At 72.2% G+C, this 14,771-nt stretch carries 14 protein-coding genes; all 14 read right to left on the bottom strand.

The annotated features are described in order from the left end of the window. Nucleotides 1–2: 2 nt before the first annotated feature. On the bottom strand, nucleotides 3–1,133 hold the full coding sequence (locus KY462_08355) for a class II histone deacetylase (GenBank protein MBW3577733.1): 1,131 nt from the start codon (nucleotides 1,131–1,133) through the stop codon (nucleotides 3–5). A 3-nt stretch (nucleotides 1,134–1,136) separates the two neighbouring features. Then, on the bottom strand, nucleotides 1,137–2,027 hold the full coding sequence (locus KY462_08350) for a DUF2520 domain-containing protein (GenBank protein MBW3577732.1): 891 nt from the start codon (nucleotides 2,025–2,027) through the stop codon (nucleotides 1,137–1,139). Nucleotides 2,028–2,319: 292 nt separating this feature from the next. Further along, the gene (gene folK, locus KY462_08345) at nucleotides 2,320–2,982 is read right to left on the bottom strand and encodes a 2-amino-4-hydroxy-6-hydroxymethyldihydropteridine diphosphokinase (GenBank protein ID MBW3577731.1); all 663 of its coding nucleotides are present in this window, start codon (nucleotides 2,980–2,982) and stop codon (nucleotides 2,320–2,322) included. A 2-nt stretch (nucleotides 2,983–2,984) separates the two neighbouring features. Further along, nucleotides 2,985–3,347 carry a dihydroneopterin aldolase gene (folB, locus tag KY462_08340; protein MBW3577730.1) on the bottom strand — a complete coding sequence of 121 codons (363 nt, stop codon included), beginning with the start codon at nucleotides 3,345–3,347 and terminating at the stop codon, nucleotides 2,985–2,987. A 61-nt stretch (nucleotides 3,348–3,408) separates the two neighbouring features. Then, a complete protein-coding gene (gene folP / locus KY462_08335; protein MBW3577729.1) occupies nucleotides 3,409–4,257 on the bottom strand; it encodes a dihydropteroate synthase in 849 nt (282 codons plus the stop codon). A 302-nt stretch (nucleotides 4,258–4,559) separates the two neighbouring features. Further along, on the bottom strand, nucleotides 4,560–5,183 hold the full coding sequence (gene folE, locus KY462_08330) for a GTP cyclohydrolase I FolE (protein ID MBW3577728.1): 624 nt from the start codon (nucleotides 5,181–5,183) through the stop codon (nucleotides 4,560–4,562). Between the two features lie 68 nt (nucleotides 5,184–5,251). After that, nucleotides 5,252–7,231, bottom strand: a complete 1,980-nt coding sequence (gene ftsH / locus KY462_08325) for an ATP-dependent zinc metalloprotease FtsH (protein MBW3577727.1) — start codon at nucleotides 7,229–7,231, stop codon at nucleotides 5,252–5,254. Nucleotides 7,232–7,436: 205 nt separating this feature from the next. Continuing rightward, nucleotides 7,437–8,033, bottom strand: a complete 597-nt coding sequence (gene hpt / locus KY462_08320) for a hypoxanthine phosphoribosyltransferase (protein ID MBW3577726.1) — start codon at nucleotides 8,031–8,033, stop codon at nucleotides 7,437–7,439. Nucleotides 8,034–8,077: 44 nt separating this feature from the next. After that, a complete protein-coding gene (locus KY462_08315; protein ID MBW3577725.1) occupies nucleotides 8,078–8,320 on the bottom strand; it encodes a hypothetical protein in 243 nt (80 codons plus the stop codon). 695 nt (nucleotides 8,321–9,015) lie between these two features. After that, complete coding sequence (tilS, locus tag KY462_08310; protein MBW3577724.1) at nucleotides 9,016–10,500, bottom strand: tRNA lysidine(34) synthetase TilS; 1,485 nt, start codon at nucleotides 10,498–10,500, stop codon at nucleotides 9,016–9,018. Between the two features lie 55 nt (nucleotides 10,501–10,555). Further along, on the bottom strand, nucleotides 10,556–11,623 hold the full coding sequence (locus KY462_08305) for a zinc-dependent metalloprotease (protein MBW3577723.1): 1,068 nt from the start codon (nucleotides 11,621–11,623) through the stop codon (nucleotides 10,556–10,558). A gap of 4 nt (nucleotides 11,624–11,627) precedes the next feature. Next, nucleotides 11,628–12,080 (bottom strand): hypothetical protein, encoded by a 453-nt coding sequence (locus KY462_08300; protein MBW3577722.1) that lies wholly within the window; start codon nucleotides 12,078–12,080, stop codon nucleotides 11,628–11,630. A gap of 156 nt (nucleotides 12,081–12,236) precedes the next feature. Then, nucleotides 12,237–13,691, bottom strand: a complete 1,455-nt coding sequence (locus tag KY462_08295; GenBank protein ID MBW3577721.1) for a cell wall-binding repeat-containing protein — start codon at nucleotides 13,689–13,691, stop codon at nucleotides 12,237–12,239. Then, nucleotides 13,688–14,536: a diguanylate cyclase gene (locus KY462_08290; GenBank protein ID MBW3577720.1), complete on the bottom strand. Its 849-nt coding sequence runs from the start codon at nucleotides 14,534–14,536 to the stop codon at nucleotides 13,688–13,690. The genes KY462_08295 and KY462_08290 overlap by 4 nt, the downstream gene beginning before the upstream one ends. Between the last annotated feature and the right edge of the window lie 235 nt (nucleotides 14,537–14,771).

Below are 14,771 nucleotides of genomic sequence, written 5' to 3'. Positions count from 1 at the left end.
TCTCACAGTCCCCAGTGATCGCTGAGCGCGTCGATCGTGGCCTGCAGCGCGTCGTCGAGCGTGCTGCGCAGCTCAGCGCGGGCCTGCGTGAGCTCGCTGTCGCCCTGGAACGGATCGGTGACCTCCGTGCGCACCCCCACGGTGCCCTCGAGCACCGCCAGGGTGCAGAACGGGGCGTACTCGGGCGAGAACGCCTCCTCCTGCAGCACCACGATCCTGCCCTCGCAGACGTCGGCGGCGACCTGCCGCAGGCTCGATGTCATGTCGCGGAACCCGTGGGTGGTGACAAGCATCCGCCCCCGCGGGTCACGGAGGTTGGCGTCCTGCCCGGCGGAGATGATCAGCAGATCGGGGCCGAACTGGCGGACCACCGGCGCGACAACGCGCTCGACGGTCCGCAGGTAGCCACGGTCGCCGCACCCGGGCGGCAACGCCACGTTGACGGTCGTTCCGCGCGCCGCTGGGCCGCCGATCTGCGTCGCGCCGCCGATCTGCGTCGCGCCGCCGAAGCCGGCCGGGAACCACCCGTCCTGGTGCAAGCACACGAACAGCACGTCAGGGTCGTCCCAGAACACCTGCTGCGTACCGGCGCCGTGGTGGACGTCCCAGTCGACGATCGCGACCCGGCGCAGCGCGCGCGTGCGTCGGGCGTGTACCGCGGCCAGCGCGGCGTTGTTGAACACGCTGTCGCCTCCACTGCGGTCGCAGCTGGCGTGGTGGCCGGGTGGCCGCAGGAGCCCGAACGCGCGCTCGACGATGCCATCCAGGACCGCGTCGGTGAGCGCCACCGCGGTCCCGGCGGCCAGCACGGCCGCGTCCCAGGTGCCGTGCGCGATTCGCAACCCTCCGTCCAGGCCCCCTCCTCCGGCGGCGGCGAGCTGACGGACCCGGGTGACGTAGCGGTCGGTGTGGACCAGTCGCAGCTCGTCGCTGGTCGCTGCCCGGGCGGGGAGCTGCACCAGGTCGTTGAGCAGCCCGGAGTTGGCCACGAGCTGGGCGGTGCGGCGGGTGATGCGCACGCTGGCCGATCGGGGTTCGGGGTCGAGCACCTGTCCGGTCGGCAGGCGGATCGTGTCGACGCCGGCGTCGTGCAGCAGGAAGCGTGGGTCGTAGGTGTAGGCGGTGCGCGCCACGGCTCAGCTTCCCTCCCCGCCCGCCGCCAGGACGTCGCCGACGGCGCGCACCACGTCCGGGTCCAGCCCCGGACGGGCCTGGTGCAACACGACCTGGTTCAGCGCACGGTAGGCAGCGGCCAGCTCCGGGGCATCCTCGGACAAGCGTGCCAGGTGCCGCCCGAGCGTTCCGACATCGCCCCGAACCACCGGGCCGGTCAGCGCCAGGGCCCCCTGGGCAAGGGCGTTCTCCACGCTGACTCGCACCAGCGGCTCGAGGAACGCCGCAGGGTCGGGGATGCGAGCGGCCAGCGCGAGCTGGCGCGCGACCGACACGGCGGCGCCCACCGCGTTGGATCCGATCACCAGCGCCGCGTGGTACAGCCCGCGGCGGGCGTCGGCGACGTCGACCGGGACCCCGCCGACCTGCCGGACCAGCGCCCGCGCCCAGCCGCGGTCGGGGGGCGTGGCGGTGACCGCCCATGCGGCCCCGTGCAGGACGGCCGGGTCGGCGTCCGCGCTGGGAATGGTCTGGGCGGGATGGCAGGCCGCCACGCGAGCGCCGGCCAGGCGGGCGGGGCGGAGCGGCGAGAGCCCCAACGACCCGGCGATGTGCACGACGCGTTGGCCCTCGCCGAGGGCGTCCGCTGGGCCGGCCAGGGCCGCCACCGCGTCCGCGACGGCATCGTCGGGGGTGGCGACCACGACGAGGTCCGCCCCGGCCGCCACCGCCAGGTCAGCCGCGGTGGCCACCGCAGGGAACCGCGTGGCGAAGCGTCGCCGTGACTCCTCGCTGCCACCAGCCGCCGCGATGATGCGGTGACCGGCGTGGCGGAGCGCCGCGGCGAGCACCGTCCCGACCCGGCCGGGGCCCACCACCGCGACGGTGCCGCACGGCAGGGCGCGGTCGTTCACGGGTACCCCTCCGTCGCGGTCTTAGGAGACCCAAGACAGCTCCTCTCGCGCCGCTCCTGCAGAGCGTCGCTCACGGGTACACCTCCGTCGCGGTCTTAGGAGACCCAAGACAGCTCCTCTCGCGCCGCTCCTGCAGAGCGGCGCTCACGGGTACACCTCCGTCGCGGTCTTAGGAGACCCAAGACCGCTCCTCTCGCGCCGCTCCTGCAGAGCGTCGCTCACGGGTACACCTCCGTCGCGGTCTTAGGAGACCCAAGACAGCTCCTCTCGCGCCGCTCCTGCGGAGCGTCGCTCACGGCGCCCCCGGGTCACGGTGGCGGGGCATGCCGGGTCCGCCGTGACGCTCCGACAGGCGCGGGGGTCCCCCGGGGGGGCCCGGCGGGCGTCGGTTGAGCGGCTCGTCGGTCGTGCCCGGACCCTCGGTCAGCCGCACGTACAGCTCCACACCGGTGATCGGGGCGAGGCGCGCCAGGTGGCTGGCCACGGTCGCGCCGTCAGGGAGGGTTGCGCCGGCGGGGAGAACCTCGGCCAGCGGGACCAGGACGAACGCCCGCTCGGTGAGTCGCGGGTGCGGGACCGTGACTCCGGGATCGTCGATCACCTCGTGGTCGTACAGCAACAGGTCGATGTCGAGGCTGCGCGGCCCCCACCGCTCCTCCCGTCCCCGGTCCCGGCCGTGGGCGGCCTCGACCCGGTGGGCGAGGTCGAGCAGGTCGCGGGGGCCGAGCGTGGTGGTGACCACGGCAACCAGGTTGAGGTAGTGCGGCTGGTGCTCCGCGCCCTGGGGTGTGATCGGGTCGGTCTCGTACACCGCCGATACCGTCTCGACGTCCACGTCGTCGTGGCGGTCGAGGTCGTCCAGGGCCACACGCAACGTCGCCAACCGGTCCCCGACGTTGCTGCCCAGGCTCAGGCAGGCCGTCCGTGTCCGCCGCCACGGCCACCACCGTCCCAATCTCACGGCTCCCGCGTGCGGCGCAGCGTCACGCTGACCCCGGCGGCCGGGACCGGCAACGGAGCATGCGGCTTGTTGACGGTGACCTCGGCCGCCGCGACCCGCCGGTGACCCAAGACCGCGTCGAGGATCCGGCCGGCGACCGACTCCAGCAGGTGGTAGGGGCCACCGGCCGCTGCCGCCGCGACGTCGCTGGCGACGGTGGCGTAGTCGACGGTGTCGGACAGGTCGTCGCTCACCGCCGCCGCCGACAGATCCAGGTCCACGGTGACGTCGACCACGAACGGCTGCCCACTTCGGCGTTCGTCGGGCCGGATGCCGTGGTGGGCCCACACCTCGATCCCGTGCAGGGTGATCCGATCCATCAAGGCGGCATGGTAGGTGCGGCCGTGGCGGTGCGTTGCGGACGCGCCGGCTGCAGAGCCCTTACGACCACCGCCCCGTCGCCACCGCGTGCACCGCGTGCAGCGCCCGGACGGTCTCGGCGACGTCGTGGACGCGGACGATCGTCGCCCCGCGCGCCACCGCCAGTGCCGCGGTCGCGATCGACGCCTCCAGCCGCGCGTCGGCGGGCAGGCCACCGGTGATCCGCCCGAGGAAGGACTTCCGCGACGTGCCCAGCATCACGGGGCGTCCCAGCGACGTCAGCTCGCGGACGTCGCGGAGCAGCTGCAGGTTGTGCGCCACCGTCTTGCCGAACCCGATGCCGGGGTCGACCACGACCGATGTCGGCTCGATCCCCCTGGCGGCGCACCGCTCGAGACCCTCGGCGAGGAACTCGAAGACCTCGGCGACCACGTCGGTGTAGGTCGGCTCGCGTTGCATGGTGCGGGGCGTGCCCTGCATGTGCATCAGCACGTACGAGACGCCGAGCTCGGCGACCGTCGGCACCAGCTCGTGGTCGAGCGCCCCGGCCGACACGTCGTTGACCACGGCGGCGCCGGCACCGACCGCTGCCCTGGCCACGGCCGCTTTGGTGGTGTCGACCGACACCACCGCGCCGTCGGCTGCGAGCGCCTCGACCACCGGCACCACCCGGTCGAGTTCGACGTCTTCGGGGACGGGTTCGGAGCCGGGACGCGTCGACTGGCCCCCGACGTCCACCACGTCGGCGCCGGCGTCGATCAGCGCCCGCCCGTGGGCGATCGCCGCACCGGGGTGGATCGGCGGGTCGTAGTGGCGGCCACCGTCGAAGAACGAATCAGGGGTGACGTTGACGACGCCGACCACGACCGGTCCGCGGCTGCAGGTGATCACGCCGGCGGGTGTCTGCAGGTCGGGTGCCGGGCCGTGCCAGGCTGCGACCGCCGCGGTCAGGGCGGTGTCGAGCGCGTCGGCGGCCGGCCGGCCAAGTGCCCGCCCGACCGCGTCCACCAGCCGCGACGTGGTCGTGACGGTCGTCAACCGCCCGTGTGCCACCGTGGTGCGCGCACCGGCCGGGGCCAAGGCATCGGCGACCGCCTCCGGGGACGCGAGCCGGCTGACGGTGACGCGGATCGGCCCGCCATCGGGCGTCAGAGCGGCATCACGAATCCGCACCAGTGGCCTGACCGGCGTGTCGTCGCCGCTGGCGGCTGTCACCGCGCGGAGATGAAGCTCATCGCCTCGGACCGCGTCCGCAGGTCGTCGCGGAACGAGCCGAGGACCGCGCTGGTGACCAGCTCGGCGCCGGGCTTGCGCACGCCACGCATCTCCATGCACAGGTGTCGCGCCTCGACCACCACCAGCACGCCTCGCGGGTCGAGCACCTCGTCGAGGGTCTCGGCGACCGTTGTGGTCAGCCGTTCCTGGATGTTCGGGCGCTTGGCCACCGTGTCGACCAGTCGGACGATCTTGGACACGCCGGTGATCTGCCCCTTGAGGTTTGGGATGTAGGCCACGTGAGCGCGGCCCAGGAACGGCAGGAGGTGGTGCTCGCAGAGGCTGTAGACGGGGATGTCACGCACCATCACCATCTCGTCGTGTCCCTCCTCGAACACGACGGTCAGGACGTCCTTCGGGTCGCTCCGGAGCCCCGCACACAGCTCGTGGAGTTCGCGGGCGACCCGGCTGGGGGTGTCCACCAGGCCCTCACGGTCCAGGTCCTCACCGATCGCCTCGAGGATCAGCCGGACGGCCTGCTCGATCTTGGCGTGATCGAACGACGCGGATCGATCGACGTCCGTCGCGTGCCGGGCGTGGTCGCGTGGGTCGACGTCCACAGCGTCCACGGCGCCGTGCTCATCCACACGCCACCTCCAGCGGACGCACCATACTTGGGCGCTCGATGTCAGGAGCCCCCGCCGCCCCGATGCGCCGTGGGTGGGCGGGTCCGCCCGGCCGACGGGGACCCGTTGCCGGTCGTCGCGCCGTCGCCGTCGAGGCGCCGCAGGGCCTGCAGAACCGCCCCGGCGTTGGCGGCCTGGGGGGCGGTGACTGCACGGCTCGCCCGCTTCTTGATCGGCGCGAACACCTCCTCGAGTTCGGCCTTGTCGATCGTCTCGATCTCCAGGAGCCGCTCGGCGGTGTTCTCCAGCACGGCGGCGTTCTCGACCAGGATCTCCAGGGCCTCGTCGTGCGCCTCGTCGATCAGGTGACGGACCTCCTGGTCGATCTCGTAGGCGACCTCACCTGAGTAGTTCTGGTGTCCACCGAGGTCGCGACCGAGGAACGGCTGGTGGTCCTTTTCGCCGAGCACGACCGGCCCCAGCCGCTCGCTCATCCCGTACTGGGTGACCATCTCACGGGCGGTGGCGGTTGCGCGCTGCAGGTCGTCGCCGGCGCCCGTGGTGACGTCGCCGATCTTGAGCTCCTCAGCGACACGTCCGCCGAGCATGACCGCAAGGCGGTCGATCAGCGCCGCGCGGGCGATCAGGTAGCGGTCCTCGGTCGGCAGCTGCATCGTGAAGCCCAGTGCTCGTCCCCGCGGGATGATCGAGATCTTGTGGACGGGGTCGGCGTTGGGGAGTGCATGCCCAACGATCGCGTGGCCGGATTCGTGGTAGGCGACGATGCGCTTCTCGTCGTCGCTCATCAATCGGGTGCGGCGCTCGGGGCCGGCCACCACCCGCTCGATGGACTCCTCGAGCTCGCCCATCGCGACCTCCTGCTTCCCGAACCGGGCGGCGAGGAGGGCGGCCTCGTTGACGAGGTTGGCGAGGTCGGCGCCGGTGAAGCCGGGGGTCTGGCGGGCCAGGACGTCCACATCGACGTCGTCGGCGAGCGGCTTGCCGCGGGTGTGGACCTTCAGGATCGCCTTGCGGCCGAGGAGGTCGGGGCGGTCGACGACGATCTGGCGGTCGAAGCGGCCGGGACGCAGCAGCGCCGGGTCGAGGATGTCGGGCCGGTTGGTCGCGGCGATCAGGATCACGCCGGCGCGTGGGTCGAAGCCATCCATCTCGACCAGGAGCTGGTTGAGGGTCTGCTCGCGCTCGTCGTGGCCCCCGCCCAGGCCGGCACCACGGTGGCGGCCGACCGCGTCGATCTCGTCCATGAAGATGATGGCCGGTGCGTTGGCCTTCGCCTGCTCGAACAGGTCACGGACCCGCGCCGCACCGACCCCGACGAACATCTCGACGAAGTCGGAGCCGGAGATCGAGAAGAACGGGACGCCGGCCTCGCCGGCGACGGCACGCGCGAGCAGGGTCTTGCCCGTCCCCGGCGGGCCGTACAGCAGGACGCCTTTGGGGATCTTGGCCCCCATGGCCTGGAACTTCTGCGGGTTCTCCAGGAACTCTTTGATCTCGCGCAGCTCCTCGACCGCCTCATCGGCGCCGGCCACATCAGCGAAGGTGACCTTGGGCTGGTCCTTGGACACGGTCCGGGCTTTGGCCTTCCCGAACTGCATCACCCGGCCGCCGCCGCCCTGCATCTGCTGCATCAAGAAGAAGAACAGCAGGAAGATGAACACGAACGGCACGATCGAGAACAGGAAGTTCACGACCGCTGAGGTCTGCTGCGGATCGACCGTAACCTCTTCGACGTCGTGCTCGCGCGCCAGGTCGCTGATCTGTTCGGCGTGGATGTCGGGATCGAAGTGGGTGCGGTACTCGAGCTCCCCGCCGCCGGCCTCCGTCATCTTTCCGGTGAGCTCACGGGCCTGCGACCTGATCTCGACCGAGTGGACACGGCCCTGCTCGACCGCCTGGCTCCAGGCGGAGAAGGGGATCTCCTGCGGCCCGGCCGATCGCTGGACGATGCTGACGGTCGCCCACAGGGCGACAAGCACGACCAGGATCCACAGGAACGGGCCGCGGAAGAGGCGCTGCATCGTCAAAGGGTTCCCTCACTCACGTCCGGGGCGGACACCCGTGTGCCTCACGTTGAAGTCCCCGTGCGGATGTCCACCCGCGGACTTCGCGGACGTCCCCGCGGGGTGGCGATGCTACCACCGGCATCGCGGGCGGGCGGGGGTCTCGGCGACGTCCAGACGCCGACGTGACGCGGAGACGGTCGCGTGACACCGTCGGTGCGAGTCAGCCGTTGGTCTGCGACCGCAAGGTTGCCACGAACGGCAGGTTGCGGAACCGCTCGTCGTAGTCCAGCCCGTACCCGACGACGAACACGTCGGGGACCTCGAAGCCGCGGTAGCGGATCGGGAGGTCGATCCGACGCTGGCTCGGCTTGGTCAGCAGCGCTAGCACCTCCAGGCTGGCGGGCTGGCGTGACCGCAGATTGCGTAGCAGGTAGTTGAGGGTCAGACCAGAGTCGACGATGTCCTCGACCAGCAGGACGTGGCGACCCTCGATGTCGATGTCGAGGTCCTTGAGGATCCGCACCACCCCGGACGTCCGGGTCGACGCCCCGTACGACGAGACCGCCATGAAGTCGATGCTGACCGGGACGCTCAGATGCCGGGCCAGGTCGGCGATCAGGACGAAGGCCCCTTTGAGGATGCCGACCAGGAGGACGTCCCGACCGGCGTAATCGCGGTCGATCTCCGCGGCGAGCTCGCCGAGCTTGTCGCGGATCGCCTCGCCGGTGATCAGCACCTCGTCGAGGTCGGCTGCCAGGTCGGCGGAGAGATCGAACCCCGTGTGGGCGAGCACGTCAGCCAGCGACTCCGGGGCCATGGTCGTTCAGGCTACACCCGACCCACCTGCGGGCGCCGCGGGGATCAGCCCGTCGTCGTCCCCTCAAGGCCGGCAAGCAGCTGCAGCGCTCGCTCGAGGTCGTCCGCCGCGACGACGACTTTGATCCCCTCCACCCAGTCGAGCGACGGGTGCTGGGAACCGCTCTCGTAGACGTGGGCCGGAATGCCGTGCGCGATAAGCGTCATGGCGAGGACGTCGGCCTCGGTCCGGGTCGTGAACGTCCGGACCGTCCCCGTCTGCCGATCCCCGTAGGCCTGCTGCTCCACGGGCACCTCCTGGCTAGCCGGCCGGCGTGTACGACGCCGCGGGGCCGACAGGCGGTGGCAGCCGGTGCAGCGCCTGGCCGGCGAGCACCGCCGCCGATACGCCGAGCGCCAGAACCGCGACGGCTTCGACCATGCCACGTCATCGGCGGTAACCGCGGGCCGGTGCCCCGCAACGACAGGGTACATCTCGTCGTCGTCGCGATTCCCCCCGCAGGTCTAGCAATCAGATAACAGTCCCCGACCTGGTACTGCGGCTCCTTGGGCACGCGAGCAAGGACATCAATCTGAACCGAACCAGTTCGCGTCGCCCTTGATCGTTTCGCTCACCTCCGCGGCAAACAGGTTCGGTTCCATATGCCTCTCGGGTTCCCAGGGCTTCGATCACCTTCGCTATGAAGATTCCTGGGCGGATCCGGCCGCATTCTTCTTCACACTGATACTGATATCGGCGATCGACTATCGGCGATCGACTCAGCGGACACGCGAACATCCCGCTGATTCATCCCAAAGAGCGACATAGACGAGTACGAGCAGCGCCGCCAGCACGAACGCGAAGCCGCCCTTGCTGAGATTCGATCGCATCCTGATTCTCTTCCCAAGCTGGACCCGCAGGCCGGGTCACAGTTTCACAGCGTCCGGTGATCCGACCGATCATGATCTCACCGCACCCGGTAATCGGACCGATCATCATCCTTTCAGATCTCCACCGCCAGCTCGACGGCCGGGGCTTCGCGGCCGGCCGCGGCTGCCGCGGCGTCCGCAACCACGCCGGGCACCCACAGGATCGTCCCGTCGCTTGCGACCACCACCGGGACGAGGTCGCGCACGGCGCGGGGAACGCCGGCATCGACGAACAGGTCCTGCAGCTTGCGGGTCCCCGCAGCGGTCGCGACGCGGTCGCCGGGTTCACGACCGCGCACGATCAGCGCGGGGTCGGTGACCGCAGCCGGCAGCACCAGTTGCGCGAGCGCGGGGTCGCCGCCGGGCGGGATCGCCAACGGTGCGGTGTCGGCGGACGGGGGCTTCCACGGCAGATCGAGGCTGAGCGGGAGCTGACCACCGGGGCCGCTCCCCGCCACGGTGGCGCGGAGCAGCAGTCCGGCGCAGGACCAGGTCGCGGTGCCGGGGACCTCGAGGTCGACCGGTGACGGTCGGGGCACGTCGGCAGGGACGGCCGCGATCCAGCCACCGCCGCGGGTCACGGTGGCACCGGGAACGTCCACGGCCGAACCCGCCTCGAGGTCCAGGACGGCGGCAACGTGTGCGGCGGTCACCGGGACGTCGCTGGCGCGCACCTGACCCAGCAGGCGGCGCACGAGGCGGCCGCCGATCGCCGGGTCGAGGGCCAGCAGGTCCTCGGTGGTCACCGCCCGGGCAGGCCCGTAGGGGCGGACGACCGCGGCGGCGACCCGCGCGGCTTCCGACTCGAGGTAACCGGCGTCGACGCGGGCCAGGTCCGCCAACCGCGCAAGAGCGCCGATCGGGTCGGAGGCCACCGCCTGCAGGCCGGGCACGACGTGGTCACGTACCCGGACGCGGCGCACGTCCAGGTCGAGGTTGGTGGGATCCTCGACCGCGTGCAGACCCTCCAATGTCACGAACCGCCGGACGTCGCTGCGTCGGACGCGGAGCAGCGGGCGGACGACGTGGCCGCGCACCGGCGCCATGCCCCCCAGGCCGGTCAAGCCGGTGCCGCGGGCCAGGCGCAGCAGCAGCGTCTCGGCCTGGTCGTCAGCGGTGTGGCCCACCAGCAACCAACACGGGCCGTCCCGGTCGGCGACCACCGCAGCGCCCAGCCGGGCCAGCGCGGCGTACCGAGCGACGCGGGCGGCGGCCTCCAACCCGTGGCCGGAAGGACGGACCGTGACCTCCGAGACCCGCAGGGCAAGCCCGAGCGCGGCGGACAGTTCCTGGACGGCGGCGACGTCGGCGCGGTCGTCGCGCAGGCCGTGGCGGATGTGACCGAGCGTGAGAGCGACATCTGGCCGCGCCTCCTGAGCCAGCGCCACCAGCGCGGTCGAGTCCGGACCACCGGACACCGCCACGAGCGCCGCGGCGCCCGCCTCCAGGGGTGCCAGGGCGCGGGTCACCTCGTCCACCAGCGCTTGGCGGTTCAGGCCGGCAGGGAGCGGGCCGGGCGGGACCCGCCGGCCGCGGGACCCGCGTGGGGATGGGGTCACGCGCCGACGGTACTGGGACGCGATCCGCACGTTGGCGTCGCGATCCGGGCGGCGGTCAGTCGCGCGGCGACGCCCCGCCGTGGACACGCGTCAGCCACGCGTCGGGATCGGCGATCTCCGCGGGAGACGGCAGCGCGTCCGGCCCGTCGAAGGCCCGGTTGAGTCCTGCCGTGCCGACCCGATCGACGACCGTGCGGACGAACGACTCGCCGTCGAGGTACTGGCGGCGCTTCATCTCCAGACCCGTCACCGCCGTGAGCAGCCGGGTGCCGAAGTCCCGGCGGCGTTGCTCCAGCGCCTGGCGCACCCGGTCGGAGTCCATCACCAGGTCGTCGGCCGCTTCGTACATCGTGGCGTTGCCGTGGCCCTCCAGGAGGCTCATCAGCGCCTGCGCCTCGTGGACCACGGCGCGCTGCTCGTCGGTCAGGACCAGCTGCAGCAGGGGCGTGAGGGTCGCGTCGTCGCGGAGCGCCCGCACCACGTCCGGCAGGCGCCCGATGATATCCAGGACCGCCGATGGGTCCAGCCGGGTGGCCGACAGGTAGCGGTCCAACAGGCTGCGCAGGTGGTCGCCCAGCCACGGCACCCCGTCGAACTGGAGGCGGTGGGCCAGCTCATGCAGCAGGACCGTACGGCGCACGTCGTCGGCGACCGCGCCGTACCGCTCGGACAACTCCAAGACGTTCGGCCCGACCACCACCAGCTGCGCCTGTCCGGGACCGCCCAGAGGCAGGATGTACTGGCCGAGCACCTTGGTGGACAGCAGGCCCAGCAGCGCACCCAGCTGCACGCCGAGGATCTGGCTCCCGACCCACCGGCCGGTTGCGGTGCGCTGGAGACGCTCGGCGAGCGGTTGGAGTGCACCGCGCAGACCGATCAGGTTGGCCTGCACCCACCCCATCCGGCTCACCACACGCACCCGGGTGGGGGGCAGGTCGCGGCCGAGCCCGGTCCAGGCCCGGGCCGCGGCGTCGGCCACCGCCGTGTCGCGAGCGATCGCGGAGCGCAGCTGCGCGGCGGCCGCGGGGTCGCGACGGCCGGGTGTGGCCACGACCGCGGCGGTCCGCAGCGAGATCGCCTCGTCGATCAGTCGCGCTGGGCCGTTGGTCGCCGGGTCCGGCACGAGGTCAGCGCCCCTCCGGCTGTCGGTTGCGGACCATCGTGGCGTAGATGAAACCGAACGCCACCAGCATCAGCACAGTGACCACCGTGAGGATGACCCCCAGCCACCAGGTCCACGACGGCGTGAACTCGGTCGGCGCGAAGGTGTTGTCGGGGTCGGGGTCGGGACCGGGGAGCTCGCCTTCCTCGGTGGTAGCCCCACCACCCTCGGTGGTCTCGCCGCCGGTGGTCTCGCCGCCGCCTGCGCCTTCCCCGGTCTGGCCGCCTCCCCCGGTCTGGTCGCCTCCCCCGGTCTGGCCGCCTCCCCCGGTCTGGTCGCCACCTCCGCCCTCCACCGCGAGGACCTCACGCCCCTCGACGGCCGCGTCGGCTCCAGTGGCGGCAGCGGTCACCGCGGTGATCGCCAACAGCGCCCCCAACACCACAGCAGGCGCTGGGCGACGCAGCGGGGCGAGCATCCGAGGCGACCTTCCTGGACGGCGGACGCGGCCGGAGCCTACCAGCGCCCCGCGCGGCACCTGCGGCGCCCGCCGGCGACCGGTCAGCCCTGCGTCGACGTCCGCGGCGTCGTCTCGCCGCGCGACGCGGGAGCCGCCAGTGCGGTCACGGACGGCCTAGCGCAGCACGTCGGCCAGGCCGGTCTCGACCGCGGTCGACACCGCTGCAGCACCACCCAGGACGTAGACCGCCTCGACCCGCGATCGGTGTGTGCGGAGCCACGCGGCCGGTGTCGGGTGCAGCCGGTCGCTGGTGGTGAGCACCACCGGTGAGCGCAGCACGCCGGCCAGCGCCCCGCCGGCCAGGGCGTCCGGGTAGTTGTAGGCGGTCGCCAGCTGGACGTGGCCGGGTGTCAGGCCGTTGGAGAGCGCGAAGTCAGCGACGGCGACGGCAGTCTCCAGCCGGGATGCGCCCGCCAGCCGTCCCGCTGGAGGGGCGCCGACGTTGGCCAGCTGGCTGGCGACCGCGTCCGACACCGCCCTCGGACCTCCGATCACCAGGGTCCGCCGGATCCCCAGCTCCTGAAGGACGGCGGCGGTGCCCTGCGACAGTTGGGCGGGATCGGTGTACAGCACGGGCCAGCCGGTCACGGCCGAGACGGCGGAGACGGCGAGCGCGTCGGGGTAGTCGGTGACCGTGGTGACGAGGGCCGTGGATGGCCGGCTGGGCAGCGCCCGGGCGACAGCCGCGGCGCTGGCGACGTGGTCGCCACCACCCAGGACGACCGCCTGCACGCCCAGGCTCGCGACCGCGTCACGCACCGCCGGAGCGAAGGCACCGACCAGGTACACCGTCTTCCCGGAGCGTGCTGGCCCCAGCGCCCGCTCCAACGCCCCGCGTGCATCGCCGTCCAGCGCGTCGCTGCTCGACAGCACCGTCGGCCCGCCGAGCGCCCCCGCTAGGGCGGCGCCGGCCAAGGCGCCGCGGAAGTCGCCGGAGGGTGCGACCACCGCCCCGCGCGCCGTGCCTGGCGTGACGCCGAAGTCGGCGATCGCCCGGGCGGTCGCAACCCGGTCGCGTCCGGCGAGGCGGAACTGGGCGGCCTGCGGCCGCGCCCCGCCCGGCTCGAGCCGCAGGAAGTTCTGCGTGGCGAACAGGCGGTCCGCGCCGGTCACGACGCCCACGCCGATGTGGGCGTAGTTGGTGCTCAAGATGTTCGCGCGGTGGGTCGGTGACTCCATCAGGGCGAGGTGCACGGCCGGGACGGTCGGGCCCACCCCGACGTTCTCACCGATCTCCGCCCAGTTGGGGAACACCGCTTCGACGTCCTGCTGGAGCCGTTGGTTGTGGAAGATCCGCCCCTCGGCCATCATCCGCTGGCTGTGCCGCCGCGCCACCGTCCGTAACGCGTCGGAGTGGGACAGGCTCGGAAGACCTCGCACGGACCGTTCCGCGTTGAGGCGCCGACCGAACTCCGCTTCCTGAGCGGAGTGGAACTCGGTCGCCAGCGCTGCCGACAGTTCCGACCACGCCACCACGCTGATCAACAGCAGCAGGAAGGCGAACGGGCGGGCGACCCGCCGGATGGATGCGACGCCGCCGCTGCGGCCTGGAGACAAGCGTGGTTTCACGGGGTTGCTCCGTTCACGGTGACGACCTCGCGGCCGAGTACGGCGGCGGTTGCGGCGTGGTAGCTGCGGACGGCTTCCTCGTCGCCAGGGACGGTCAAGACCTCGGCGTGGACGGTGTCGTCCGAGACGGTCAGGCTGTGGTCGGCGAGCAGCTGGCGCACGCTCGCGACGGCGCGCTCGGCCAGCAACGCAACACCGGCCCGGCCGGTTTCGGGCAGCACCACCACCACGTCCTCCCGGGTCGGGAACGCGACGCGGTTGATCAGGTCGGTGGTGCGGAGGTTGTGCTCCAGGGACTGGCAGGTCCGGCGCAGGGCACGGGCTGCCCGCCGCCCGTCGACGGGGGCGAACGCGGCGTCCTCGAGGTGGACGACGAGCAGCGAGAAGACGGATCCGTAGCGGGCGGCACGCTCGACCTCACGGTCGAGGACCGACACGAGCGCCCGAGCGTTGCCGACCCCGGTGTCGTCGTCGACCTCGTCGTACAGCTCGAGCTTGAGCAGGCCCTGCGCGAGCAGGTCGTTGGCCCAGCCACCGAAGACACCGAACCCGGCGTACAGCAGCACGCGCACCGACACCGGCGCCAAGAAGTCGGCCGTCGGCAGGCCACCGAGCGTCGACAAGCGCACCGCGACGTAGACCACGGAGACGGCGACAGCCGCTGCGACGCCTCCCGCGACACGCCCCAGTACCAGGCCGGCCAGCACCGGCAGGAACAGGACGGTCGCGCCGACCTCGACCACGTCCGCGCCGCGGTAGAACGACGCGATCGCCACGCCGCAGATCAGCGCCGCGCCGAACCCGAGGACGACCATCCGCGCCTGGGGGTAGGTCAACGTCCCCATCGGCCACTGCCTCCCGCAACGGGACCCGTGCCCACCAGCAAGGCTCAGCGTGACGCGGTGTCACACTGGGTGTCACGCGGAGTGGTTATCGGCAGGGCGCGCCGGCGCCTTTAGTCAGAATGTCCGAAATTTCAGTGGCGTTCGGCCAACGAGTGGCGCGTGCACTCCCCGGACCAACACTGGCCGCGCGCCGAGCCTCGACCCGTGTCGAGGTGCGCGCGCTGGTCCTGGACGC

The organism is Actinomycetota bacterium (genome assembly GCA_019347675.1).
Lineage (GTDB): Bacteria > Actinomycetota > Nitriliruptoria > Nitriliruptorales > JAHWKO01 > JAHWKW01.
The sequence above is the reverse complement of the archived record's forward strand: the minus strand, read 5'-3'. Positions and strand labels throughout refer to the sequence as shown.